This is a genomic window from Pseudomonas citrullilanati (assembly GCF_030580855.1).
Classification (GTDB): Bacteria; Pseudomonadota; Gammaproteobacteria; order Pseudomonadales; family Pseudomonadaceae; genus Aquipseudomonas; species Aquipseudomonas citrulli.
Genome location: NZ_JAUQOP010000003.1, coordinates 192,008 through 214,851, shown reverse-complemented (window position 1 = coordinate 214,851; position 22,844 = coordinate 192,008). Strand labels below are relative to the sequence as shown.

Here is a 22,844-nt window from a genome sequence, read left to right as displayed (position 1 = left end):
TCAGCGCCATGCCGCGAGGCGCATGAGCAGGGGAAAAGCCAACGCCCAGACCGGGGTCAACAACAGGCCCGTTTCCAACCCGCCCAGCGGCAGCTCCACCCCGGCCACCCTGGCGCCGCCCAGATACGCCAATGGACCACCCAACGCGCCCAGCAGTGCCCCGCGCCAGCAGGGCCGGCCGGCCCAGGCCAGGCTGTGGCGCAAGCCGCTGGCCAATACCAGCCACAACAAGGCCAGCCACAGGGGCAGGGGCCAGGTGTCGAAACGGAACACCCCCCATAGTCCCAGCGCACTGTCCAGCACGCAGCCCACCAGCCCGACGCGCAGCACGGCCTTCACTTCGGCAGTGACGTCCGGGCACAGGCGCAGGTGCACGGCCAGGCCGATGGGCACCAGCAGCAACAGCCAGGGACGTTGGGTCCCCAGCACGCAAATCCACCAGCCGGCCTGGAGCCACAGCGCATTGGCGAGCAGCCAGCGCCTGGGCATCAAGCCTGCCCGGGCAACGCCGCCCGCCGGGCCCGGGGCGCGGCCCAGAGCAATTGCGCCACACTGATGGCGCGCTCTTCGAAGCCGCCCTGGCAATAACACAGGTAGAACTCCCACAGGCGCTGGAACGTGTCGTCGTAGCCCAGCGTCGTCAGTTCGGTGCGCGCCTGGCGCAGGTTGTCGTGCCAGTGCTCCAGGGTGCGGGCGTAGTCCAGACCGAAGTCCTCCAGGTGCACCAGGTTGAGTTCGGTGTGACGGCTGGCGGTGTCCAGCATCACGCTCAGCGAGGGCAGGGCGCCGCCGGGGAAAATGTAGCGCTGGATGAAGTCCACCGAGCGCCGTGCCTGGGCATAGCGCTGGTCGCGGATGGTGATCGCCTGCAACAGCAGGAGGCCGTCGGGCTTGAGCAGTGCCGCGCACTGGCGGAAGTACGTTGGCAGGTAACGGTGGCCGACCGCCTCGATCATTTCGATGGAGACGAGTTTATCGAAGGTGCCCTTGAGGTCTCGGTAGTCTTCGCGCAGGACTGTCACCCGCTGCTCCAGCCCCAAGGCCTTTACACGTTGCAGGGTATGGGCGTATTGCGCTTCGGAAAGCGTCGTGGTGGTCACGCGGCAGCCGTGCCGTGTGGCCGCGTGGATCGCCAGGCTGCCCCAGCCGCAACCGATTTCCAGCAGGTGATCGCCAGGGTGCAGTTCCAGCGCCTGGCAGATGCGTTCCAGCTTGTGCAACTGGGCCTGTTCCAAGGTCTGCCCGGGGTGCTCGAACCGCGCGGCGGAATACATCATGGTCGGGTCCAGCAACCGCTCGAACAAGGCATTGCCGAGGTCGTAGTGGGCCAGGATGTTGCGTCGCGAGCCGCGCCGGCTGTTGCGGTTCAGTCGATGCAGCAGCCGCAGGGCCGGTTGGCCCAGGCGCGCCAGGCCACCTTCAAGGGCATCCAGCACGTCGAGGTTGGCGACGAACAGGCGGGTCACCCGCGCCAGGTCCGGGCTGCGCCAGAAACCGTGGATATAGGCCTCGCCCGCGCCGATCGAACCATTGCCGGCGATCATGCTCCAGGTGGCGTCATCGAGGATCTCCACCTCGGCCTGCAACGGGCTGGCGGGATCGCCGAAACTCCATTGCCGCCCGTGGCTGAGCAGCCGTAGATGACCGTGGCGCAGCTTGCCCAGTTGAGCGAGCACGGCGCTGCGCGCCAGCCCGCCGAGCCAAGGTGCCAGGCCTGCGGACTTGCTAACGCTCAGGGTGGAATTGGACATGATCGGGGTTCTCGCAAGGTTGGCCGAGCGCCAGGTCGTCCGGGCGGCTCGTGTGGTCATGGACAGGGGTGCGCTTGAACAACAGGCGCAGGGCTTGCCAGTAAATGGCCGAGACGGTACGCAGGCTCATCCACGGGAATGCCAGCAGGTATCGATGCAACGCTTTTCGATCCAGCGGTTGGCGGCGCAATGCGAGGTCGGCCTCGAAAACCTTGTGGGCGCCTTGCCAGTTCTCCATGTGGATGCGCACCTGCTTCTCGTCCAGGGCGAATCGCAGGCGATAGTCCATGTCCATGGGCATGAACGGCGACACGTGAAAGGCTTGGGCCGCGGTGAACGGTTTCGCCAGGTCGCCGTGGACCGGCAACACGTAATGAAAGCGTTCGCGCCAGGGCGTGTTGCGCACCTCCAGCAGGATCGCCGCCAGATGCCCGTCATGGTCATGGCAGAAATAGAAGCTCACCGGGTTGAACGACAGGCCCCAGCAACGCAGTTGCGTGAGCAGGTGGACCGGGCCTCCGGGCGTCTGCCCGGTGGCCTGCCCGACCAGCGAGCGGGCGGCCTGGGCCAGTGACTCACCCTGGCGGGTCCGAGCAGGCAGGTAGTCGGTTTCGCGCCAGCTCAGCGGTGCCAGGCGCCAGCGCCCCAGCCAGCGCGACAGGCCCAGCAGCCAGGCTTGCTCGTCCAGGTCCAGGTAGAACAGGCCGATCCGATAGCGGAACCCATGGCGTCGTGGCGACAGGCGACGGTGGCTGATCCAGCCCGGGCACAAGCTGCTGTTCACAATGCCTCTCCGAAATGCTCGGCGACCTTCAGCGCACTGACCACGCCGTCCTCGTGGAAACCGTTGCCCCAGTAGGCACCGCAGTAGTAGCTGAACTGCCGGCCCTGCAATTGCGCCTGGCCCGCCTGCGCGGCGGATGCGGCCAGGCTGTACTGCGGATGGGCGTACTGGAAGCGGGCGATGATTCTCGCCGGGTCCACCAGCGCCGTCTGGTTGAGGCTTACGCAAAAAGTGTCCGACGCCTGGAGACCTTGCAGGATATTCATGTTGTAGGTCACGGCGGCCGGGGCCTGGTCGCCGCCGCCCAGGCGATAGTTCCAACTGGCCCAGGCTTTCCTCCGGCGTGGCAACAGGCGGCTGTCGGTGTGCAGCACGACGTCGTTGTCGGCATAGCGGATGGCGCCCAGCACGGCGCGCTCCTGCACGCTGGGCGTTTCCAGCAGGGCCAGGGCCTGGTCGCTGTGGCAGGCGAACACCACGCTGTCGAACCGTTCGGGGCCGGCGGCCGTGGTCAAGGTGACGCCGCCTTCGTCGCGGCCGACCCGGCGCACCTTGCAGTTGAGGCGGATGCGTTCGGCGAACGGCCGGCACAGTGGCGCGATATAACTGCGCGAACCGCCTTCGATGACCCGCCATTGCGGACGCTGGTTCACCGACAGCAAGCCATGGTTGCGACAGAAACCGACGAAGAATTGCAGGGGAAAGTCGAGCATGTCGGCGCGCGACATCGACCAGATCGCCGACCCCATGGGCACGATGTAGTGGTCGATGAAGCGCTGGCCATAACCCTGGGCCCCGAGGTAGGCGCCCAGGGTGGTGTCGGCATCAATACGCCGGTGATCCAGATCGGCAAGCGCCTGGCGATTGAAGCGCAGGATATCGCGCAGCATTCCCCAGAACCCCGGCGATACCAGGTTGCGGCGCTGGGCGAACAGCGTGTTCAGGTCGTGGCCATTGTATTCCAGGCCGGTGAGCGGGTCGTGCACCGAGAAACTCATCTCGGTCGGCCGGGAGGCAACCTTGAGCTGATCGAGCAAGCGTATGAAGTTCGGATAGGTCCAGTCGTTGAAGACGATAAAGCCCGTGTCGATCGCGTGGCGTTGGCCGTGCCAATCCACATCGACGGTATGGGTGTGGCCGCCGATCCACTCGGCGGCCTCGAACACCGTCACTTCATGCTTGCGTGACAGCAGGTGCGCGCAGGTCAGGCCCGCGATGCCGCTGCCGATGATTGCTATGCGCATCGATCAATCCTGTTCATGACGGGCCAGGCGCTGGCCCAGTAGCAGGCGCAGGCGCGCGGGCATTGCCCCGAGCAGGCGCAACGCCAGGGTGAAAAAACCGGGGAAGTTGATTTCCAGGGGACGCCGGGGCAGGCGCTTGGCGATATGCCGGGCGGCCCGTTGCGCCGACCACAGTTGTGGCATGGGGAAGTCGTTGCGCCGGGTCAACGGCGTGTCGACAAAGCCTGGGCTGACCAGGGTGACGTCGATACCCTCGCGTGCCAGGTCGATACGCTGCGACTCCACCAGGTAGCGCACGGCTGCCTTGGACGCGCCATACGCACCGGCGCGGGGCAGCGCCAGCCAGGTCACCGAACTGCCCATCACCACCAGGTGGGGATGCTGGCCGGCGCGCAGCAAGGGCAGGGCGGCCGCCAGGCAATGGCTGACCCCCATGAGGTTGGTGCGGATCACCCGTTCCACCACGGCAGGGTCGAAATGGCCCGGCTCCAGGTACTCGCAGGTGCCGGCATTGAGGATCGCCAGGTCCAGCGCGCCCCAGGCTTGCTGGATCCGAGCCGCGATCGCGGCGATTTGCGCCGGGTCGTCGAGATCGCCGATGGCCAGCAATGCCTGCCCGGGAAAACGTTCCACCAGCGGCGCCAGGCTATCGGCGTGTCGACCGCCCAAGGCCACCTGGTGGCCTTGCTCCAGCAGGCGTTGTGCGAGCGCGGCACCGATACCGCTGCTGGCGCCGGTCAGCCAGCAACGGCTCATGCCAGCCTGCCCTTGAGCCAGCGAATGGCACCGCCCATGACCGGAATGTGTTCATACAGCAGGGCGCCGGCGTCGAAATAATCCTGGTGAAAATGGACCCGCTCGCGCCACTGCAAGTGGCTGCAGCCTTGCAGGGTGATCGGTTGGCCGCTGGCCAGGCGCGGGTGCCGGAACCGCAAGGTCCAGCGCAGGTAGCCTTCCCCGGGCCGTACCTCGTCGGCGCCGGCGAAGGCATAGTGAATGTCGTGGCTGTGGGCATACAGCTCGGTGAAATAGGCCCGGAGGTCCGTCAGGCCCCGGATCTGATGCAGGGGATCGCGGAAGATGACGTCTTCGTTGTACAGCTTTTCCAGTGGCCCAAGGTTGTCCCGAGTAAGGCTGGCGAAGCCTTCGGCGAATTGCTGTAGGTAGGCTGACATGCGGCGCTCCAGGCAATCCTGTACAAAAATCGAATGTTGTACAGGTATAGCGGAAGCGTACGGTTAAATCTGTACAAGTCAATCCTCTTGTACAGTTTTTTGTTCAGCGATTGACCTCGGCGAGTTGCCGGCGCAGCTCCGCGACTTCGGCCTCCAGCTCGTGTACCTGTTCCTCGGCGGTGATCTGCGCGGTGACGTCCCGCTGGATGCCGATGTAGTACGTCAACTGGTCGGCCTCGTTGTGCACGGGCGTGATGGACAATTCGTTCCAGAACAGGCTGCCGTCCTTGCGGTAATTGCGCAGGACCTGGCGGCACGGCTGGCCCTGGCTGATGGCCTCGCGGATGGCGGCGATGCCCGGCTGGTCATGGTCCTGGCGCTGGAGAAAGCGGCAGTCCTGGTAGAGGATGTCCTGCGCGCTGTAGCCGGTGAGGCGCTCGAAGGCGGGGTTGGTGTAGATGAGGATGCTGTCGTCGCCCTCCTGCTCGGCGACGACGATGCCGTCGTTGGAGTGCTCGACCATCAATTGCAGGAGTTTTGCGTCGATCATTTGGCCCACCCACGGAAATTATGCAGCGGTCTGCGTAGCGCACCTGTGCGAAGCGTCGGCGCGGTTTGCCACATGATGACCTACGGATGCTCGCCGCAGAAAGACTGTATGGGTTTAGAATGTGCCACCTTTCGGATAAACCCGCGTATGACTGAAGCCACTCCACCCGATTTGCTGCCCATGCGCGACGTGGTCAGCCTGACCGGCATCAATCCGGTGACACTGCGTGCCTGGGAGCGGCGCCATGGGCTGATCCGCCCGCAGCGCACCGACGGTGGTCATCGGTTGTACACGGCCGGGGATGTGCAGCGCATACGCGACATCCTGCGCTGGACGGCCGGTGGCCTGCCCATCAGCAAGGTCGGCGAAATGCTCGAAGGCCAGCGCGAGGTGAGCCCGCCGCAAGCCAGTGAGCTGGATGACTGGCGTGCCGCTGTCGTGCAGGCCACGAGGGCCTTCGATGTCCAGGCCCTGGAAGACCTCGAGCGCCAGTTGTTCGCGCTTTTGCCCAAGGCCATCGTGCTGCGCAACGTGCTGATGCCGGTCTGGCATGACCTCGCCTCGGGCAGTGCGCCGGGTGAGTGCAGCCAGTGGCTGTTCCTCGATACCTTCCTGCGCGGCCGCCTGCTGCTGCGCCTGCAGATGGACCAGGTGGATGCGCCGCGCGTGTTGCTGGCTGGCACCGAAGGGCATGCCGAATTGCAGTTGCTGGGCGCCGCGGTGCTGTTGGGCGGCCCGCAGCAACGCATCGACGTGCTCGGCTGTGGGCAGCCATTGGAAGAGCTTCCCCTGGTGTGCGCGGCCATCCAGCCGGCAGCGCTGGTGATTGCGCTGGCGGCGCCGGTGAACCCCATCCTGGCCAAGCGACTGCGTACGTTGCAGATGGACATTGCCTGCCCGCTGGCCCTCACGGGAGCGGGCCTGGCCGGTTCGCAAGCCGCTGTGCAGGGCATTCCGTTGTGCCTGCTGAACGAGCAGGACGCCGATGTCGAGGGCGTGCTCAACGCCTTGATCAGGGGCTCACTGGACCTGTGATCCGCCTGTTCGCGGCGCAGCCTTTGGCTGATTCGGTGATGGCCTTTTGATTTCAGTTGGATCCCGCTAGAATCCGCATCCCCCTCTCCGTGAGCGGCCTACAGATAACTACGCAAGGAAGTTGATATGCAATTTGGAAAAGCCCTGGGCCTCTTCCTGGCCTTGAGCCTCAGTGGCTGCGCCAGCTTCACCAAAGACGAAGTCGCCCCGGTGAACCTGCCTTCGATGGCCAGTTACTCGAACAAGCCGAACGTCTACGTCGACTTCGATTTCTATCAGGGCGAACCCGACAGCACCAAGGCCACCGAAGTGCCGCAAGCGCGGGACATGCTCAAGCCCGAGCTGAAGCGAACCTTCGATGAGTCGGGGCTCTTTGGCCGCGTGGTCTTCGACGAATTCCAGAAACAACCCGGCGACTACAGCCTGCGCTTGAAGGTCTACAACCACGCCCCGGGCGGCGGGCAGTTGGTCATGGCGTTCATCAGTGGCTTCACGTTCACGATCATTCCGGCGCTGGCCACCGACCAGTACACCATGAGCCTGGAAACCGTGGACGACCGTGGCCAGCCACTGGGCAAGGCCAGCAACCACGATGCGATCAACACCTGGATGGGCATCTGGTTCCTGCCGCTGGCGGGCAATACCCCCAAGGCCGCCGTCACCGACACGTTCAACCGCCAGGTCAATGCGCTGTTGAAGAACTGGGTCGACAATAACCGCATGAGGTATTCCGCTGTCGACACCCGCATGCCACGGGGCTGACCGACGGGAAAAAGAAAAAGAGCCGCGATTGCGGCTCTTTTTTTGTGCCTATTTCAACGCTTGCGTGAACTGCGGGTCACTGTACAAGCGCTTGAGCAGGTCCTGCACCATCGGGTTGTAGTTGTTCGCGGCCGCCGGGATGGCGACCGGGCCGAAGAAACTGCTGTCCCATTCCCGCTGCACGTCCTTGGTGGCCTCGTAGAGAACCTGGTCGCCCTTACGCAACGTGAAGCGTGCCGACAGCTCGCCATGACCGCTGCCCACGCCCGCAGTGAGCTGGTTCTTGACCAACTGGACCTGCAACTGGCGGTCGGCGCGTGGGTCGAGCAGGCCCGCCTGGCGCAGCTCATCGTTGATCGCGGCCTGGATGTGCAGTGGAACGCTGCCCGCTGGAGACGAGATCGGGTTCATGCGCACCATCAGCGACCCCTGGCCGGAATCGGCATTCACCTGGGCTTCACGCAGGGGCTGCATCGGCTCATTTTGCTTGAGCTGCTGGACGTTCTGGAAATTCGGTTCATAGCGGGTCATGGTCACACCGCAGCCTTGAAGCAGCAGGGCGCAGAGCGGTAGAGCCAGATAGAGCTTCTTCACAGCAAATCCTTATGTGCTTTTCGAAAGAAGCGTGATTATCGACAGATGGCGTTACGCCATCAAGGATAGAATGGCCGCCGCCACGTACACCAGGCCCTTCACGTTCGGGTTACCGTACGCCGCCTCGCTGGTCACCGAACCCCATAGGAGTGGCCGACCAATACCACCGGCGTCTTGATGTTCTTGACGATACCCGCCACCGCCTGTGCATCACTGCTGAAGCCGCGCAATGACCGGATAACCGTCTTTTCCCGCTCGCTGCACCGAAACCTGGCCGCCGGGTGGCTTCGGGTTTAAAGTCCACTTCAAGGTCATGGGGATATCTGGAGTAGGTATGAGGATCGGCGAACTGGCGAAAATCACCGGCTTGGCGGCTTCACGCATTCGTTTCTACGAGGCGAGTGGCCTGATCAAGTCGGTCGAGCGCCGGGCCAACGGTTACCGGGACTATGCACCGGAGACCGAATGGCTCCTGCAAATCATCACGGGCGCACAAGCGGCGGGTTTTTCATTGGAGCAGATCCGCCAATTGATGCCGATGGATGCGCAAGGTTGGCAGGAGGAGGCGTTGCTCAGCGGGCTCCGGCAGAAAGTCGAGGAAATCGAAGTCCTGCAGCAGCGGCTGGCCCAGAACAAGGCGCAACTGCTGTTGGTCATCAAGGGCATCGAGGGCAAGCCCGAGGGCCTGGCTTGTGCCGACAATGCGCAACTGTTGCTGCATCGTTTGCGGGAGGAGGGGGCCGCTGCCCATCGCGATGCGGTGCCGTCCAAGGGGAAAAACGGTCGTCGGGTTTGATCTGGAAAAAAAACCGTTGACCTTAAAGTTGACTTCAATCTTAGGGTGGTGACCTCCCAAGCCGAGGACTGCCCCATGACTGTGTTCGACCCCCTGATCCTGCCCAACGGTTCGACCATCAAGAACCGAATTGCCAAAGCCGCCATGGAAGAGAACATGGCAGACGCCGACCAGGCGCCGTCCGAGGCGTTGATGCGCCTGTACCAGGCATGGGCCGATGGCGGCGCCGGACTGATCATCACCGGTAACGTGATGGTCGACGGCCGTGCCATGACCGGCCCGGGGGGCGTGGTGCTACAGGACGACCAGCAACTGGACAAGTTCAAGCGCTGGGCGAGTATCAGCCGATCCGGCGGTGCGCAGGTCTGGTTGCAGATCAACCATCCAGGGCGCCAGATGCAGGCCAACCTCGGGCAAAAAGCCTGGGCGCCGTCAGCGGTGCCGCTGGAACTGGGCTCCCTGTCCAGGCTTTTCGCCACGCCTCACGTCATGACGGCAGCGGTGATCGAAGATGTCATCCAGCGCTTTGCCCGCAGCGCACGCCTTGGCGAGCAGGCCGGATTCACCGGCGTGGAAATCCATGCTGCCCACGGCTATTTGTTGAGCCAGTTCCTTTCGCCGCTGACCAACCAAAGGACGGACGAATGGGGCGGCTCCCTGGACAACCGGGCGCGCCTGTTGCTGGAAATCGTCAAGGCCGTCAGGGCGGTGGTTTCCGCGGATTTCGCGGTGGCGGTCAAGCTCAATTCCGCGGATTTCCAGCGGGGAGGGTTTTCGGCCGATGAGGCCAGGCAAGTGGTCGAGCGGCTCAACGATTTGGGGGTGGACCTGGTGGAATTGTCTGGCGGCAGTTACGAGGCCCCCGCGATGCAGGGGCAGGCGCGCGACGGCCGTACCCTGGCGCGCGAGGCGTATTTCGTCGAGTTTGCCCGTGACATCCAGACCGTCGCCAGGATGCCGGTGATGGTCACCGGCGGTGTGCGCCGACGTCCCGTGGCCGAAAGCGTCGTGGCCAGTGGAGTGGACATGGTGGGCATCGGGACGGCGCTGGCCATCGATCCTTACCTGCCGCGTGATTGGCTCCAGGGTAAGGACACTGCTCCTCAGTTGCCGCCAATCACCTGGAAGAACAAGACCATCGCTTCCCTGGCCAACATGGCGGTCGTCAAGTTCCAGCTAGGCAAGCTCAGTCGCGATAAAAAAACCGACCCGACGGTGTCGCCGTTGCGCGCACTGATCGAGCAGCAGCTCGCGACAGTCTGGCGTACCCGGCAGTACCGGCGTTGGGTGGAGAAGCGACAGCCTGTGGTTCCAGCCAGTTGAACCACACACCTGTGGGAGCGAGCCTGCTCGCGATGGCGTCGGATCAGTGGATGCAGGTGACTGGCACACTGCAATCGCGAGCAGGCTCGCTCCCACAATTGATCTACGGTGGACGCAGGTTTTGTGTTTGCCGCAGCATTCCTTGTGGGATGCGAGCCTGCTCGCGCTGACGTCGGGTCAGTTGGATGGAGGTGACTGACACACTGCAATCGCGAGCAGGCTCGCTCCCACAATTGATCTACGGTGGACGCGGGCTTTGTGTTTGCCGCAGCATCCCCTGTGGGAGCGAGCTTGCTCGCGATGACGTCGAGTCAGTTGGATGCAGATGACTGACACACTGCAATCGCGAGCAGGCTCGCTCCCACAATTGATCTTCGGTGGACGCGGGTTTGTGTTTGCCGCAGCATCCCTTGTGGGAGCGAGCTTGCTCGCGATGGCGTCGGGTCAGTTGGATGGAGGTGACTGGCACACTGCAATCGCGAGCAGGCTCGCTCCCACAATTGATCTTCGGTGGACGCGGGCTTTGTGTTTGCCGCAGCATCCCCTGTGGGAGCGAGCTTGCTCGCGATGACGTCGGGTCAGTTGGATGGAGGTGACTGGCACACTGCAATCGCGAGCAGGCTCGCTCCCACAATTGATCTTCGGTGGACGCGGGTTTGTGTTTGCCGCAGCATCCCCTGTGGGAGCGAGCCTGCTCGCGATGGCGTCGTCTTGTACTAGCCTGGGAAGTGTTGGACACAGGGAATTCGAAGTCACCATGACGGACCACGAACAGCTTCACCGCGATGGCTATGTCCTGCTGCGCCGGGCGATCCCGGCCGAATGGCTGGCGCACCTGCGCGCCGTGTTCGATGACGGGGTCAGGCCGTCGGATCAATGGGCGACGCCCCGAAGCTGGGATTGGCGTCATTCGCTGCTGGAGGGCGATGCGCGCATCCAGGCGGTGTGCCGCTTGCCGTCGTTGCTGGCGGCCGCGGGCGAGGTGATCGGCGAGCGCTTCTTCCTCGCGCAGGTAGAAGGCCGTGAGCCTTTGGCGGGCGGCGGTCACCAGCAGTTGCACCGCGACTTGTCGGCCCGGCGTCCCGGCGACACCGCCATCGCTCTGGCGTTTTTCGACGACTATGGCCCCGAGAACGGTGCGACACGTCTCGTGCCCGGTAGCCATCGTCCCGGGCCGCATGCACCGGCTTTCGATTTCACCGACGAGTCGCGTTCCGTGCAATTGTCGGGGAGCGCCGGGGACATCCTGGTGTTCGACGCCGAGCTGGTCCACGCCGCCAGCCTCAACGTGAACGGTGCGCGTCGTCGGTCCATCCTGATCGGGTACTTCTCCGAGCAGCTCTACGCGTCGCACCGGGAGACGGCCGCGCTGCGCAACATCCGCATGGACACCGGCGAGCGGTTCGAGCCTTGCGGGGTTGCGTTGGCCTCACAGAGGCCGGGCACACTCACTCCGATCATTTCTTGACCGGATAATCCTTGCCCCACAGTCGCACGGTGGTCATCGCTTCGTTCAAGCCTTCGAACACGAACTTCTGCCGCACGGCCGTTTTCGGCGGGACGGTGACTTCGTCCGGGTTGTCCAGGCCGGTGAGCTTGTTGGCGTAGCCGGCCTGGTCGATGGCCAGCAACGCGCCGGTCTGGCCGAGGTTGATCAGCCGCAGTTGGGTGTCGGTGCTGTTCTTGAAGCCGAGGGTGATGGTGTAGTTCTCGTCGGCGGCGTCCACCTTCAGCACCTCCACCTGGACGCGGTCCTTCATTTGCTCGCCATTGGAAACGATCGCGGCGCCGTCGGTGCCCTGGACCGATTCACGACCGTCGAGCACGCCTTCGCTGACGCCGCCCAACAAATTCTTTCCCGCCGTGATGAACGTCGAGACGGCGGACTTGGTGGAGTCCTTGATGACGCTGTCCGCCGGCTCGCCTTCGGCCAGGCACAGCGCGCTGAACAGGAGGCTGGAAACGAAGAGGGTGGCGCGCGACGGCAGAAAAGTCATACCTGGGTCCTTGAAGGTGGTCTGCAACGGCCCGTGGGCAGGGCGAAAGGCATGATAGCCGCGACAGGCGCGGCTAGCGATCCGCCTCCTTGAGTTTTTCCGACATTTTGACCAGGGTTGCCAACGAATCCGCATTCATCTTGCGCATCAGGGCGCCGCGCCGCACTTTCACCGTCACTTCGCTCACCCCCAGCCGGGCGGCCACTTGTTTGTTCAGCAACCCCGACACCACCAGCGCCATCACCTCGCGCTCGCCGTCGGTCAGGCTGCCATGCCGGCGCTTCAATTCGTCCAGGCTCGCCGCTGCCTGGCGTCGCTGCCAATCACGGTCCAGGCCCAGGCTGATGGCGTCGAGCAGGTCCTGCTCGCGAAAGGGCTTGGTCAGGAACTCCAGCGCCCCGGCCTTCATGGCTTTGACCGACATCGGGATGTCGCCGTGGGCGGTGATGAAGATCACCGGGACGAGGAGGCCTAGGCGGGCCATGTCCTGCTGGAAATCCAACCCGCTCAAGCCCGGCATGCGCACGTCGAGGACCAGGCAGGCCGGCACGTCCGGCAAGCTGGCCTGCATGAACTCGCGAGCCGAGCCGAAGGCCTGGCTGGGCAGGCCCACCGAGGCCAGCAGGTCTTGCAGCGAGGCACGTACCGAGCTGTCGTCGTCGACGATGTAGACCATCGACTCGGCGGGGTCGTGGGCGTCAATGCGGCTCATCGGGCTCCCGTGTCACGGCTGGCAGGGTGAAGTGAAAGGTCGCGCCGGATTGCGGGTTGCTGGTGACCCAGATCCGTCCGTCATGGGCCTCGATGATGGAACGACTGATGGCCAGGCCCATGCCCATGCCGTCCGGCTTGCTGCTGTAGAACGCGTCGAACACCCGTTCGTGGTCGTTGCCGCTGAGGCCCTTGCCCTGGTCGGACACGGAAAAATGCAGTTGACCCGCTTCCAGCGCGGCACGGACATCGACGGTCCGGCGTGCGTCGTCATCGACCTGGCGCAAGGCGTCGACGGCGTTCATCGCCAGGTTCAGCAGCACTTGCTGGATTTGCACCTCGTCCACCAGCATCGGCGGCAGTCCTTCCTGGATGTGCACGCGCAAGTCGATGTTCTGTTCGTTCAACTCGCCGGCCAACAGCCGCAGCGCCGCATTGACCGTATCAGCCACGTTCAACCACTGTTTGGTCGGTGCCTGGTGGCGGGCCATGCCGCGCAGCCGGGCGATGATGTCGCTGGCCCGATGGGTGTCGGCGAGAATGCGCTCCACGGCTTGTCGGGCCTTGGGCAGGTTGGGCGGGTCGTTGGTCATCCAGCGCAGGCACGCGCTGCTGCTGGTGGCGACAGCGGCCAGAGGCTGGTTCACTTCGTGGGCGATGGAGGCGGCCAGTTCGCCGAGCATGTTGACGCGGGCAATGTGCGCCAGGTGCGCCCGGGTTCGGTGCACGGTGCCGATGGCGGCCGACAGGCGCAGTGCCAGGTAGGTCGTGCCGGCGATGGCCGTCAGGCTGATCAGCACGTTGATCAGGCCGGCCTCCGAATCGCCGAAGCGGGTCAACCGGTAACTGAGGATCGTCAGCACCATGCAGGCGACCGACACGCCTGCCACCGCGCGCGCCGGTAGAAGCCTAACGGCGATCAGCACCACCCCGATCTGGAAGACCCCCACCGCGATTTCCAGGTCGGTGACGGTGTCGATCGCGGCGATGCCGAGCGCCAGGCCCAGCAACAGCAGCAAGCGAAGCGTCAGCTGGGTTCTTCTCATGGGGTGTTCATCCTGCGGTGGTGTCGGCTGCCAAGGCTTCAGTGACGCAGTGTATACCGCCCGAATCGCTTCAGCAGGGATTGTCCAGGCTGAACTGGTCGGCCACTTCATCGTAGGCGAACAGCTCCGCGTAGCGACCCCATTGGGTGACGCAGTCCAGGGTGCGGGCGGCGTCGTGCGCGGGCATGAAATCCTCCAACTCGTCGCGAAAGCGCCTGGCCGGCGCGGTGCGGGTCGGCCGGTCATCCAGCACCCGGCGCACGTGCCCCGCCAGCGGGACATACCGGAGCAGGTGCTGGGCGAACAACTGCTTGCGCTCGTCGACGGTCGAGTCCGCGTAGCGTTGCCCGGCCGGCCGCAGCGTGATGTGGCCGTCGTGCAGGTCGGCGAAGCGCATCAATTGCAACACCTCGGCCACCGGGAAAAGATCGCTGGCGCTGTAGCGCAGCGCCACGGCCAGTTCACGCAGGTCCGCCTGGCCGTCATAAGGATGATCCTGGACCGCCTCGATCAATCCGGCCAGCGCATTGGTGGAGATCGACGGCAGGACCATGCCCACGCCGCTGCCGGCGAACGGCTCGCGGCCCGCGGCACCCGTCTGTCCGCCCCCGGCCATCTGCACGTAGATGTGTTCGACCAGGGCCTGGAAGGCTGGGTCGCTGCGGTTGCGCGGCTGGGCGAGGTCCACGTCGATGTGGGTCATGACCCGCCCCGGGTTGGAGGAAAAGATCAGGATCCGATCACACATCAGCACGGCTTCCTCGATGTTGTGGGTGACCATCAGGATGGATTTGATCGGCATGCGCCTTTCCCGCCACAGGTCCAGCAGGTCGGTGCGCAGGGTTTCGGCCGTCAGCACGTCGAGGGCGGAAAACGGCTCGTCCATCAGCAGCACATCCGGGGCCACCACCAACGCCCGCGCGAGGCCGACGCGCTGGCGCATGCCGCCTGACAGCTCTTTCGGGAAAGCGCTTTCGAAGCCGTCGAGGCCGATCAGGTCGATGGCCGCCAAGGCCCGGCGGCGGCGCTCAGGGGCTGCGACGTGCAAGGCTTCCAGGCCGATCTCGACGTTCTGCAGCACTGTCAGCCAGGGAAACAGGGCGAAGCTCTGGAACACCATGCGCACCGAGCTTCCATGGCCCTGTGCGTTCGCCGGGAAATCCACCACGCCCGCAGTGGGCGCGATCAAGCCGGCGATGGCCCGCAGCAAGGTCGACTTGCCGGACCCCGAACGCCCCAGCAGGCCGACGATTTCCCCTTCGTCCAGGCGCAGGCAGACATCCTCCAGCACCGGGCGCTCGGCATTGCCGGCCGTGCCATAGACGTGCCCCAGTTGCCGCACATCGACGAGACAACGTTTGTCGATCACTTCCATCAGAGTGCCCTCAATCAATTCGAAGCCGGCGTTCGGCGTAGTCGTACAAGGGGCGCCACAGCAGGCGGTTGAAACCCACCACGAACATCGCCATGACCGACACCCCCAGGGCCACGCGCTGGAAATCGCCCGCCGTGGTGGCGTGGGCGATGAAGGCACCGAGGCCCGAGGCGTAGAGATGCGTATCGCCCCAGGACACCGCCTCGGCGACGATGCTGGCGTTCCAGGAACCGCCTGCCGCCGTCAGCGCACCGGTGACGTAATACGGGAATACCCCCGGCAGGGCGACTCGGCGCCACCACTGCCAACCGCGCACATGGAAGCTGCGCGCCGCTTCCCGCAGGTCGGTCGGCAAGGCGCTGGCGCCGGCGATCACGTTGAACAGGATGTACCACTGGGTGCCCAGGACCATCAGCGGCGACAGCCAGACATCAGGGTTGAGCTTCAGGGCAACGATGGCGATCACCGCGAGCGGGAACAGCACGTTGGCCGGAAATGCCGCCAGTAATTGCGCGATGGGTTGCAAGCGCTGGGCCCAGCGCGGGTTCAAGCCGATCCAGACGCCGATGGGCACCCAGACCGCGCTGGCCAGCAGGATGAGCACGACGACACGCACCAGGGTCACCAGGCCCAGGCCGAAGGTCGCGATCACCTCGTCCAGGCCCAAGGTGCTGCCGATGAACTGCCACAGCTGAACCGCCCCGACCCCGCAGGCGATCGCTACCAGGGCCTTCCAGGCCAGGTCGGCCAGGCGGTCGAAGCGGGGGCCGGTCTTGAAGCGGACGCGCGCCAGTCGCCCGAGCCGGGCCAGTGGCAACAGGGCCATCAAGTCTTCCAGCACACGCAACGCCCACGGCACCAGCCGGGTCGAACGCAGCAGGTCGTAGACCCTGGAACGCGGGCGTTTCCGGGAGGCGGTCTGTTCGAACCGGAACCGGTCCGCCCAGGCGACGATGGGGCGAAAGAACAACAGGTCATAGAGGATGATCACCACGACCATGGCCAACACGGCCCAGGCGATGGCGGCGGTGTTCTTGCGCTCGATCGCCAGCGCCAGCCAGGAACCGATACCCGGCAGGCTGACGGTGGTGCCACCGACGGTGATGGCTTCGGACGCGACCACGAAGAACCAGCCGCCGGACATGGACATCATCATGTTCCACACCAGGCCCGGCGTCGCGAAGGGCAATTCGAGCCGGACAAAGCGTTGCCACGGGGACAGCGCGAACTGCCGGCTGACTTCCTGGAGGTCGTGAGGCACGGTGCGCAGCGACTGATAGAAACTGAACGTCATGTTCCAGACCTGGCTGGTGAAGAGGGCGAAGATCGCCGCGCATTCCACGCCCGTCTCCTTGCCCGGAAACAGGCCCATGAAGAACACCACGGTAAACGTCAGGAAACCCAGGACCGGCACCGACTGCAGGATATCCAGCGCGGGCAGGATCACCAGGGCGGCCTTGCGGCTCTTGGCGGCCAGGGTGGCGACGACCAGGGAAAAGACCAGCGACGCGAAGAGGGCGATGAACATGCGCAGGGTGGTGCGCAGGGCGTAGGCCGGCAGGTGGGCCAGGTCGAGGGACAACGGTGACGAAACCAGGGTGCCGAGGGGCTGGTTCATCTGTTCGACGCCATAGGCCATGAACGCCGCCAGCAGGGCGATCAGGCTGAGCAAGGCCAGGTCGGCCCACCAGGAGACGGCCTCGTTATCGTTCAGCGAGGGCAGTGCGGGTGCACGGAGTGAAGAGCGCATCGAGCACCTCGGTCGTGGTGTCGGTATTGAGGTGCGCTGAGGTTAAGACCTGCCCGCGGCAATGACCATCGGGATTAAGGGCGGCAAACTATACCTTGGTATATCCGGGGCGACGGCCGATGTTCTGATCCGCTGTTTTTGCCGGCAGGTGGCCCTGTCATGCCGCAGCGCACCCACGCCACAATACGGCGCGGCGCGCGGGCCGATGAACGCCCTGGTCAATGCGGGCGCTCACCGGTTGGCCTCGCGTACGCACTTCTTTCTGGAGGACTCATGGCGAAGATGGCGATTTTCTTGGGTGGTTTCCTGGCCCTGACCTTGTTGATTGGTGTGCTGGCGACGATTTCGCCGGTGTAGCCGGTGCAAACGATGGGGTGGGTTACAGATCCCATTTACCCAATAGGCAAAACGGGCGCTCTAAGCGCCCGTAGTTCCATCAGCTTTCCATCTGCGCCTGAAGTCGTCGGCCAATGACCTCCAGAAGATCGCACCCATCGCGCAACGGAATCACCAAAAGCTGTGCGAAGTCTGAAAGCACCACGGCATCGCTGCTGATCTCGGAGCGAAACGCGATGTTTTCCAGTACTTGGGTCACCACGCGGATCCGGTAATCAGCGGTTGCGTGCAGGACGTCAAGCGGGGCTTGGGTATCAATGAGGAGGGACGCGGGAGTGCAGTCGATGCCGGTGATGGGGACGTATTTTTCCATGTTGAAACTCCGATCCAGTAGGGTTTAACCACTCAATCGTCGCCAAACAATTGGGTGGCAGCTGTACGCAGGTTGGCGAACCGGGATCGGAACCGGCAGACCCGAAAGTCTCCCGCGCACAACTGCCATAACGGGCAGCCGTGCAAGTGTGCCAAAGCCTTCGTAAAAAACGCAGTACTTTTGCACTTGATCCCAGGTCGCCAAACCTGATCGCCATCTTGGGCGACGGGAATGACTATAAATTTGGACGGCCAAGGCCGAAAAGGTTAGGGATTCCGAGGGTTTCGTAGGAATCGTGAGTGTTCTACGTGGAAACGTGCTGACACTCTCAGTGTTATGTAGGAACAGTCGGAATCACGCGGGCTTCAGCAGATTTTTCTTCGCTGAGGACCGTACCCATGCAAGCAGGCCCAACGCGATCGCGAGCAGGCTCGCTCCCACAGGGGAAGGGGGGTGGGCCTGGATTTTACTCACGTCCGAGCGTCTCTCGTGGTCACCTAAAAGCGCAATGAGCCCGGTCCTACCGGGGGCGACACGCTGTTGTGTCGCACAGGAGGGCTGGTCGTCCCTCTACCGGTGCAGGATCACCTGGGGGATGTCCTGTAGGCTGATGATTCGCTGGGCGGCGTTGAGCTTGATGGCTTCCTTGGGCATGCCGAAGACCACGCAGCTGGCTTCGTCCTGGGCCACGGTGCTGCTGCCGGCGTCGAGCATTTCCTTGAGGCCGCGGGCGCCGTCGTCGCCCATGCCGGTCATGATCACGCCGGTGGCGTTGCGGCCAGCGAACTTGGCCACGGAGCGGAACAGCACATCCACCGAAGGCCGGTGGCGATTGACCAGCGGGCCGTCCACCACCTGCACGTGATAGAACGCGCCGCTGCGGGTCACCATCATGTGTTTGCCGCCGGGGGCGATCAACGCCAGGCCCGGGTGGATACGGTCGTTGTTGCGGGCTTCGCGGACTTCGATCTGGCACAGGCTGTCGAGCCGGGCGGCGAACGAGGCGGTGAATTTTTCCGGCATGTGCTGGACGATGACGATGCCCGGGCACACGCGGGGCAGGGCGGTGAGCACCGCTTCCAGGGCCTGGGTGCCGCCGGTGGAGGTGCCGAGGGCGACGATGCGCTCGGTGGTCTGCGCCATGGCGTGGCCGTTGCCCGCCGGGAGCATGGCGTCGGCCGTGAGCTTGGTGGCGGGTGCCAGCGCGACCGGGGCCGGGCGCTTGCCGAGGTTGCGCACGTTGACCTGGGCGGCGGCGCGGATCGCTGCCACCAGTTCGGGCGCCGATTCGAGCAGGAAATTCTTCAGGCCGGTGGTGGGCTTGGTGATGATTTCCACCGCGCCGGCGGCCATCGCCTGCAAGGTGGTTTCCGCACCCCTGGGGGTCAGGGACGAGCAGATCACCACGGGCGTGGGACGTTCGCTCATGATCTTCTTCAGGAAGGTGATGCCGTCCATGCGCGGCATTTCCACGTCCATCACGATCACATCGGGCCATTCCCGGGCCAGCTTGTCCATGGCGAAAATCGGGTCGGACGCAGCGCCCATCACATGGATATCCGGGGTGTCGCTGAGGATCGCCAGCAACACCTGGCGGACCACCGCGGAGTCATCCACCAGTAATACGTTGATCTTCTTTGACATGGTCAATGCCGGGTCCTTATCGGTTGGTGCCTGACCCACACGTCGCCGTTGCACAGGTCGAAGATGATGCTTCGGTAGCCGGTGCTGCCCATGTCCTGGGCGATCAGGTCGAGGTGGTAGAGGGCGGTCATTTCCAGCGCGGCGTTGATGTTCAGCCGCGCCACGTCACCGTAGGGCACATGGCGTTGCAGCTCGGGAAACATCTCGCCGCCGCCGAACAGCTTGAGTTGGTAGTCTTCGGGGTGGGTCCCGTGGGCCCGGGCCTGGCGGATGAACAGCTCGATGGCCTCGTCGGCGTACAAGCCGTTGAGTGCCGTGGAGCAGCGCGTGCGGCTGGGCAGCATGAAATGGCACATGCCGCCGATCTTGCGCTCTGGGTGCCACAGCGTGATCGCCACGCAGGAACCGAGGATCGTGCGCAGCCGGGTCGGGCAGGTGGCGAAGCGAAACTCACCCGGCGCCAGGTACACCTCTTCCACGTCCCTGAACTTCAGCATGGCACTCATGGTTTGCGATAGATCGAAGGGGCCACCAGTTTCAGGGCATCGGACACGCCGTTGAGGCTTTCCGAATGGCTGACGATGAAGTAGCCGCCGGGCTTGAGCCGGGGGATCAGGCGGGCGACGACCTTGCTCTTGGTGGGCTGGTCGAAATAGATCATGACGTTGCGCAGGAAGATCACGTCGAACTCCCCCAGGTCCGGCAACGTCTCGTTGAGGTTGACCTGGATGAAGTGGACCCGGCTGCGCAGCGCCCGGTCGATGAGAAACGTGCCTTGCTGGCTGCCGGTGCCCTTGAGGCAGTACTTCACCAGCAGCGGATGGGGCAGGGTGCGTGCCCTTTCCATCGGGTAATGCCCGGAACGGGCCTTGGCCAGCACCTGGCTGCTGATGTCCGAGCCAATCACTTCCCAGGGCGTGGTCCCGAGGCCTTCGGCCAGGGTCATCGCCAGGCTGTAGGGTTCTTCTCCCGATGAACTGGCGGCGCTCCACAGGCGGAAGGTCTTGCCCGGCGTGGCATTGGGCAGCACCTGCTGGCGCAGGAAGTCGAAATGCTTGGGCTCGCGGAAAAAGTACGTTTCGTTGGTGGTGAGCAGGTCCAGCGCCACCTGCAATTCATCGGTGCGCTGGCCGTTCATGATCAGCTTGAAATAATCGCCGTAGCTGTCCAGCCCATAGTGCTTGAGGCGCTTGAACAGGCGTCCGGCCACCAGGGCTTTCTTGGCCTCGGACAGGTTGATGCCGGCGGCCTGGTACAGCCAGGATTGAAACTGGCTGAACTCCCGGTCGCTGAGGGCCACTGAATTCACGGTGCGTTCCTTGCAACTGTCGACGTTCACGGTGCCTCGACTTCCAGCGCGCTGGGGCTGGCTTCGGCGAGTTGCGACATTTCATCGATGGAGAGCACGCGGCCTACCTCCAGCACGATGACGAACTTGCCATCGACCTTGGCCATGCCGCTGATGAAATCGGCGCGGATCTTCGCCCCGAAGCTCGGCGGCGGCTCGATCTGCGAGGCCGGGATTTCCAGTACGGCCGACACCGTGTCCACCAGCAGGCCGATGTCCTGGGCGTGACCGTCCTCGGTGCTGGCTTCGATGATCACCACGCACGAGCGCCGGGTGATCGCCGAGTTCTGCCGGCCGAACCGCGCCGACAGGTCCACCACGGGCACGACCGCGCCACGCAGGTTGATCACCCCGCGCACGAAGGCCGGCATCATCGGCACCACCGTCAGGTTGCCGTATTCGATGATTTCCTTGATGCACAGGATGCCGATGGCAAACATCTCCGTGCCGAGCATGAATGTCAGGTACTGCGCTTCTTCCTCAACCGCGATGGCGGCCTGACGTGTCGTAGCGATGGCGCCCATGCCTGTATCTCCTTTATGCGGGCCTGTGGAAACCGACCGTCAGAACCGGGTGAATTCGGATTCGTCCGGAGCGCTCGCCATGCTGTAGGCAAAGGCCTTGGGCAGGGCGGGTACGGCGGCGCGTGCCGGTTTACGGCTGGACGGGCCCGGGGTGTTGTCGACTTTCAGCGGTTGGCTGGCCGACTTGGGTGGCGTGTCCAGGGTGAAGAAGCTCATGGCCTGTTGCAGTTGCTCGGCCTGGCTGCTCATTTCCTCGGCGGTGGCGGCCAGCTCCTCGCTGCTGGAAGCGTTCTGCTGGGTCACCTGGTTGAGCTGGGTCATGGCGGTGTTGATCTGCGCCACGCCGGCAGCCTGCTCCTCGGAGGCGGCGCTGATTTCCTGTACCAGGTCCGAGGTCTTGTTGATGGACGGGACCATCTCGTTGAGCAAGTGCCCGGCGGTCTCGGCCATGTCGACGCTGCTGGAGGACAGCTCGCCGATTTCCTGGGCCGCCACCTGGCTGCGCTCGGCCAGCTTGCGCACCTCGGCGGCGACGACGGCGAAGCCCTTGCCGTGTTCCCCGGCACGGGCCGCTTCGATGGCGGCGTTGAGTGCCAGCAGGTTGGTCTGGTAGGCGATGTCGTCGATGATGCTGATGCGCTGGGCGATTTTCTTCATCGCCACCACGGTCTGCTGCACCGAATCGCCACCTTCGGTGGCTTCCTTGGCGGCCTTGCTGGCCATGCCGTCGGTGACCTTGGCGTTCTCGGTGTTCTGGTTGATGCTGGCGCTCATCTGTTCGATGGAGGCGCTGGTTTCCTCGACGCTGGCCGCCTGTTCGCTGGTGGCCTGGCTCATGGATTGCGCGGTGGCGCTGACTTCTTCGGAGGCGCTGGCCAGGTTGTCCGCGGCGTTGCGCACTTCACCGATGATATGGGCGAGCTTGCCGACCATATTCTGCATGGCGTTGAGCACCATGCCGGTTTCGTCCTTGGAGCCGGCTTCGATTTTCGCGTTCAGGTTGCCTTCGGCCAGTTGCTCGGCGACCGATGCGGCCTGTTTCAGCGGGCGGGAAATGATCCGCGAGATGAACAGTGCCAGGCCCAGGCCCACCAGCAGGGCCGCCGCCAGCACGGCAATGATCGACAGGCGCGATTGTTCGAACAATTGGGCGCCACGCTTGCTGGCGGCCGCGGCCCCGGCATCGTTGAGCTCTACCAGTTTCTGCAGGTCGGCGGTCACCAGGTCGAACTGCCGCTTGGATTCACCCTTGAGCAGCGCATGGGCCTGGTCGGTCAGGCCCTGCCGGGACAGCGCAAGCAGGTCCTTGCTGGTCACCAGGTACGCGGCCCAGTCATTGCTGACGGCTTCGAACAGCTGGCGGTCCTCGGCGTTGGAGAGCAATTCTTTGTAAGTCGCCAGGCGCGTTTCGACGGCTTTCCTGGCTTCTTGGGCTTCCTGTTCGAGCTGCGCGCGCTCCTGGTCGGAGTCGGCAGCGATGTGGCGATTTTCTTTCAGGCGATAGCTGGCCGCGAAGAAGCGCATGCCCGAGGCGGCACGCATGGACGGCATCCAGTTTTCGCGGATTTCGACGGTGGTGCCGTTCACCTCGCCCAACTGCATGATCGAGAACACGCCCATGGCAGCGGTCAGGGCCAGCACGACCAGAAATGACGTGATCAGTTTGGTGGCGATTCTAAGATCGTAGAACCATTTCATTGGGGAATACCTCTCCATGGAATTGCTA

25 protein-coding genes are annotated in these 22,844 nt (G+C 64.1%); 6 read left to right on the top strand and 19 right to left on the bottom strand.

Annotated features, from left to right (window positions below):
- From Q6A48_RS03965 to Q6A48_RS03935, 7 genes are all read right to left on the bottom strand, one after another.
- A complete protein-coding gene (locus Q6A48_RS03965) occupies positions 1-489 on the bottom strand; it encodes a DUF2878 domain-containing protein (RefSeq protein ID WP_304552167.1) in 489 nt (162 codons plus the stop codon).
- Positions 489-1,751, bottom strand: coding sequence for an SAM-dependent methyltransferase (locus Q6A48_RS03960; protein ID WP_304552166.1), 1,263 nt, complete (start codon positions 1,749-1,751; stop codon positions 489-491). The genes Q6A48_RS03965 and Q6A48_RS03960 overlap by 1 nt, the downstream gene beginning before the upstream one ends.
- Entirely contained in the window at positions 1,726-2,535 is an 810-nt protein-coding gene (locus tag Q6A48_RS03955; RefSeq protein WP_304552165.1) for a DUF1365 domain-containing protein, read from the bottom strand. The genes Q6A48_RS03960 and Q6A48_RS03955 overlap by 26 nt, the downstream gene beginning before the upstream one ends.
- The gene (locus Q6A48_RS03950) at positions 2,532-3,779 is read right to left on the bottom strand and encodes an NAD(P)/FAD-dependent oxidoreductase (protein WP_304552163.1); all 1,248 of its coding nucleotides are present in this window, start codon (positions 3,777-3,779) and stop codon (positions 2,532-2,534) included. Before Q6A48_RS03950 ends, Q6A48_RS03955 begins: the two co-directional genes overlap by 4 nt.
- A gap of 3 nt (positions 3,780-3,782) precedes the next feature.
- Positions 3,783-4,535, bottom strand: a complete 753-nt coding sequence (locus Q6A48_RS03945; RefSeq protein WP_304552161.1) for an SDR family NAD(P)-dependent oxidoreductase — start codon at positions 4,533-4,535, stop codon at positions 3,783-3,785.
- Positions 4,532-4,954, bottom strand: a complete 423-nt coding sequence (locus Q6A48_RS03940) for a nuclear transport factor 2 family protein (RefSeq protein ID WP_304552160.1) — start codon at positions 4,952-4,954, stop codon at positions 4,532-4,534. The genes Q6A48_RS03945 and Q6A48_RS03940 overlap by 4 nt, the downstream gene beginning before the upstream one ends.
- A gap of 103 nt (positions 4,955-5,057) precedes the next feature.
- On the bottom strand, positions 5,058-5,504 hold the full coding sequence (locus tag Q6A48_RS03935) for a PAS domain-containing protein (protein ID WP_304552158.1): 447 nt from the start codon (positions 5,502-5,504) through the stop codon (positions 5,058-5,060).
- Positions 5,505-5,651: 147 nt separating this feature from the next.
- Here Q6A48_RS03935 and Q6A48_RS03930 point away from each other — a divergent pair, with 147 nt between their 5' ends.
- Positions 5,652-6,539, top strand: a complete 888-nt coding sequence (locus tag Q6A48_RS03930; RefSeq protein ID WP_304552157.1) for a MerR family transcriptional regulator — start codon at positions 5,652-5,654, stop codon at positions 6,537-6,539.
- A 126-nt stretch (positions 6,540-6,665) separates the two neighbouring features.
- The gene (locus Q6A48_RS03925; protein ID WP_304552156.1) at positions 6,666-7,301 is read left to right on the top strand and encodes a hypothetical protein; all 636 of its coding nucleotides are present in this window, start codon (positions 6,666-6,668) and stop codon (positions 7,299-7,301) included.
- A gap of 48 nt (positions 7,302-7,349) precedes the next feature.
- Here Q6A48_RS03925 and Q6A48_RS03920 read toward each other — a convergent pair whose 3' ends face one another.
- Positions 7,350-7,895 (bottom strand): hypothetical protein, encoded by a 546-nt coding sequence (locus tag Q6A48_RS03920; protein WP_304552154.1) that lies wholly within the window; start codon positions 7,893-7,895, stop codon positions 7,350-7,352.
- 334 nt (positions 7,896-8,229) lie between these two features.
- Here Q6A48_RS03920 and Q6A48_RS03910 point away from each other — a divergent pair, with 334 nt between their 5' ends.
- From Q6A48_RS03910 to Q6A48_RS03900, 3 genes are all read left to right on the top strand, one after another.
- On the top strand, positions 8,230-8,691 hold the full coding sequence (locus Q6A48_RS03910) for a MerR family transcriptional regulator (RefSeq protein ID WP_304552152.1): 462 nt from the start codon (positions 8,230-8,232) through the stop codon (positions 8,689-8,691).
- A gap of 75 nt (positions 8,692-8,766) precedes the next feature.
- On the top strand, positions 8,767-10,014 hold the full coding sequence (locus Q6A48_RS03905) for an NADH:flavin oxidoreductase/NADH oxidase family protein (protein ID WP_304552150.1): 1,248 nt from the start codon (positions 8,767-8,769) through the stop codon (positions 10,012-10,014).
- Between the two features lie 757 nt (positions 10,015-10,771).
- Complete coding sequence (locus Q6A48_RS03900) at positions 10,772-11,482, top strand: phytanoyl-CoA dioxygenase family protein (protein ID WP_304552148.1); 711 nt, start codon at positions 10,772-10,774, stop codon at positions 11,480-11,482.
- Here the strand turns inward: Q6A48_RS03900 and Q6A48_RS03895 are convergent.
- The 5 genes from Q6A48_RS03895 to Q6A48_RS03875 form a co-directional block, all read right to left on the bottom strand.
- Positions 11,472-12,011 carry a hypothetical protein gene (locus Q6A48_RS03895; protein WP_304552147.1) on the bottom strand — a complete coding sequence of 180 codons (540 nt, stop codon included), beginning with the start codon at positions 12,009-12,011 and terminating at the stop codon, positions 11,472-11,474. The two genes, Q6A48_RS03900 and Q6A48_RS03895, sit on opposite strands and share 11 nt — an antisense overlap.
- Positions 12,012-12,084: 73 nt before the next feature.
- Complete coding sequence (locus Q6A48_RS03890; protein ID WP_304552145.1) at positions 12,085-12,723, bottom strand: response regulator transcription factor; 639 nt, start codon at positions 12,721-12,723, stop codon at positions 12,085-12,087.
- Positions 12,710-13,768, bottom strand: coding sequence for a sensor histidine kinase (locus Q6A48_RS03885; protein ID WP_304552143.1), 1,059 nt, complete (start codon positions 13,766-13,768; stop codon positions 12,710-12,712). Before Q6A48_RS03885 ends, Q6A48_RS03890 begins: the two co-directional genes overlap by 14 nt.
- A gap of 70 nt (positions 13,769-13,838) precedes the next feature.
- Positions 13,839-15,143 carry an ABC transporter ATP-binding protein gene (locus tag Q6A48_RS03880; RefSeq protein WP_304552141.1) on the bottom strand — a complete coding sequence of 435 codons (1,305 nt, stop codon included), beginning with the start codon at positions 15,141-15,143 and terminating at the stop codon, positions 13,839-13,841.
- A 10-nt stretch (positions 15,144-15,153) separates the two neighbouring features.
- On the bottom strand, positions 15,154-16,893 hold the full coding sequence (locus tag Q6A48_RS03875; RefSeq protein ID WP_304552139.1) for an ABC transporter permease: 1,740 nt from the start codon (positions 16,891-16,893) through the stop codon (positions 15,154-15,156).
- A gap of 159 nt (positions 16,894-17,052) precedes the next feature.
- On the opposite strand from Q6A48_RS03875, the gene Q6A48_RS03870 reads away from it, so the two are divergent.
- Complete coding sequence (locus Q6A48_RS03870; protein WP_304552137.1) at positions 17,053-17,250, top strand: hypothetical protein; 198 nt, start codon at positions 17,053-17,055, stop codon at positions 17,248-17,250.
- A 79-nt stretch (positions 17,251-17,329) separates the two neighbouring features.
- Here Q6A48_RS03870 and Q6A48_RS03865 read toward each other — a convergent pair whose 3' ends face one another.
- The 6 genes from Q6A48_RS03865 to Q6A48_RS03840 all read right to left on the bottom strand — a co-directional run bounded on the left by Q6A48_RS03865 (position 17,330) and on the right by Q6A48_RS03840 (position 22,816).
- Positions 17,330-17,602 (bottom strand): hypothetical protein, encoded by a 273-nt coding sequence (locus Q6A48_RS03865; protein WP_304552136.1) that lies wholly within the window; start codon positions 17,600-17,602, stop codon positions 17,330-17,332.
- A 570-nt stretch (positions 17,603-18,172) separates the two neighbouring features.
- A complete protein-coding gene (locus tag Q6A48_RS03860; protein ID WP_304552134.1) occupies positions 18,173-19,246 on the bottom strand; it encodes a protein-glutamate methylesterase/protein-glutamine glutaminase in 1,074 nt (357 codons plus the stop codon).
- Between the two features lie 2 nt (positions 19,247-19,248).
- The gene (gene cheD, locus Q6A48_RS03855) at positions 19,249-19,743 is read right to left on the bottom strand and encodes a chemoreceptor glutamine deamidase CheD (RefSeq protein WP_369811653.1); all 495 of its coding nucleotides are present in this window, start codon (positions 19,741-19,743) and stop codon (positions 19,249-19,251) included.
- A gap of 5 nt (positions 19,744-19,748) precedes the next feature.
- Positions 19,749-20,585, bottom strand: a complete 837-nt coding sequence (locus Q6A48_RS03850; RefSeq protein WP_304552132.1) for a CheR family methyltransferase — start codon at positions 20,583-20,585, stop codon at positions 19,749-19,751.
- Positions 20,582-21,118, bottom strand: a complete 537-nt coding sequence (locus Q6A48_RS03845; protein WP_304552130.1) for a chemotaxis protein CheW — start codon at positions 21,116-21,118, stop codon at positions 20,582-20,584. Before Q6A48_RS03845 ends, Q6A48_RS03850 begins: the two co-directional genes overlap by 4 nt.
- A gap of 39 nt (positions 21,119-21,157) precedes the next feature.
- Entirely contained in the window at positions 21,158-22,816 is a 1,659-nt protein-coding gene (locus tag Q6A48_RS03840; RefSeq protein ID WP_304552128.1) for a methyl-accepting chemotaxis protein, read from the bottom strand.
- Positions 22,817-22,844: the final 28 nt, after the last annotated feature.

Bases quoted from the DNA above. Each gene is read 5' to 3' on its own strand.
- Q6A48_RS03965 (WP_304552167.1), bottom strand. From the start codon at position 489: ATGCCCAGGCGCTGGCTGCTCGCCAATGCGCTGTGGCTCCAGGCCGGC.
- Q6A48_RS03960 (WP_304552166.1), bottom strand. From the start codon at position 1,751: ATGTCCAATTCCACCCTGAGCGTTAGCAAGTCCGCAGGCCTGGCACCT.
- Q6A48_RS03950 (WP_304552163.1), bottom strand. From the start codon at position 3,779: ATGCGCATAGCAATCATCGGCAGCGGCATCGCGGGCCTGACCTGCGCG.
- Q6A48_RS03945 (WP_304552161.1), bottom strand. From the start codon at position 4,535: ATGAGCCGTTGCTGGCTGACCGGCGCCAGCAGCGGTATCGGTGCCGCG.
- Q6A48_RS03940 (WP_304552160.1), bottom strand. From the start codon at position 4,954: ATGTCAGCCTACCTACAGCAATTCGCCGAAGGCTTCGCCAGCCTTACT.
- Q6A48_RS03935 (WP_304552158.1), bottom strand. From the start codon at position 5,504: ATGATCGACGCAAAACTCCTGCAATTGATGGTCGAGCACTCCAACGAC.
- Q6A48_RS03930 (WP_304552157.1), top strand. From the start codon at position 5,652: ATGACTGAAGCCACTCCACCCGATTTGCTGCCCATGCGCGACGTGGTC.
- Q6A48_RS03925 (WP_304552156.1), top strand. From the start codon at position 6,666: ATGCAATTTGGAAAAGCCCTGGGCCTCTTCCTGGCCTTGAGCCTCAGT.
- Q6A48_RS03910 (WP_304552152.1), top strand. From the start codon at position 8,230: ATGAGGATCGGCGAACTGGCGAAAATCACCGGCTTGGCGGCTTCACGC.
- Q6A48_RS03905 (WP_304552150.1), top strand. From the start codon at position 8,767: ATGACTGTGTTCGACCCCCTGATCCTGCCCAACGGTTCGACCATCAAG.
- Q6A48_RS03900 (WP_304552148.1), top strand. From the start codon at position 10,772: ATGACGGACCACGAACAGCTTCACCGCGATGGCTATGTCCTGCTGCGC.
- Q6A48_RS03895 (WP_304552147.1), bottom strand. From the start codon at position 12,011: ATGACTTTTCTGCCGTCGCGCGCCACCCTCTTCGTTTCCAGCCTCCTG.
- Q6A48_RS03890 (WP_304552145.1), bottom strand. From the start codon at position 12,723: ATGAGCCGCATTGACGCCCACGACCCCGCCGAGTCGATGGTCTACATC.
- Q6A48_RS03885 (WP_304552143.1), bottom strand. From the start codon at position 13,768: ATGAGAAGAACCCAGCTGACGCTTCGCTTGCTGCTGTTGCTGGGCCTG.
- Q6A48_RS03880 (WP_304552141.1), bottom strand. From the start codon at position 15,143: ATGGAAGTGATCGACAAACGTTGTCTCGTCGATGTGCGGCAACTGGGG.
- Q6A48_RS03875 (WP_304552139.1), bottom strand. From the start codon at position 16,893: ATGCGCTCTTCACTCCGTGCACCCGCACTGCCCTCGCTGAACGATAAC.
- Q6A48_RS03870 (WP_304552137.1), top strand. From the start codon at position 17,053: ATGCCGCAGCGCACCCACGCCACAATACGGCGCGGCGCGCGGGCCGAT.
- Q6A48_RS03865 (WP_304552136.1), bottom strand. From the start codon at position 17,602: ATGGAAAAATACGTCCCCATCACCGGCATCGACTGCACTCCCGCGTCC.
- Q6A48_RS03860 (WP_304552134.1), bottom strand. From the start codon at position 19,246: ATGTCAAAGAAGATCAACGTATTACTGGTGGATGACTCCGCGGTGGTC.
- cheD (WP_369811653.1), bottom strand. From the start codon at position 19,743: ATGCTGAAGTTCAGGGACGTGGAAGAGGTGTACCTGGCGCCGGGTGAG.
- Q6A48_RS03845 (WP_304552130.1), bottom strand. From the start codon at position 21,118: ATGGGCGCCATCGCTACGACACGTCAGGCCGCCATCGCGGTTGAGGAA.
- Q6A48_RS03840 (WP_304552128.1), bottom strand. From the start codon at position 22,816: ATGAAATGGTTCTACGATCTTAGAATCGCCACCAAACTGATCACGTCA.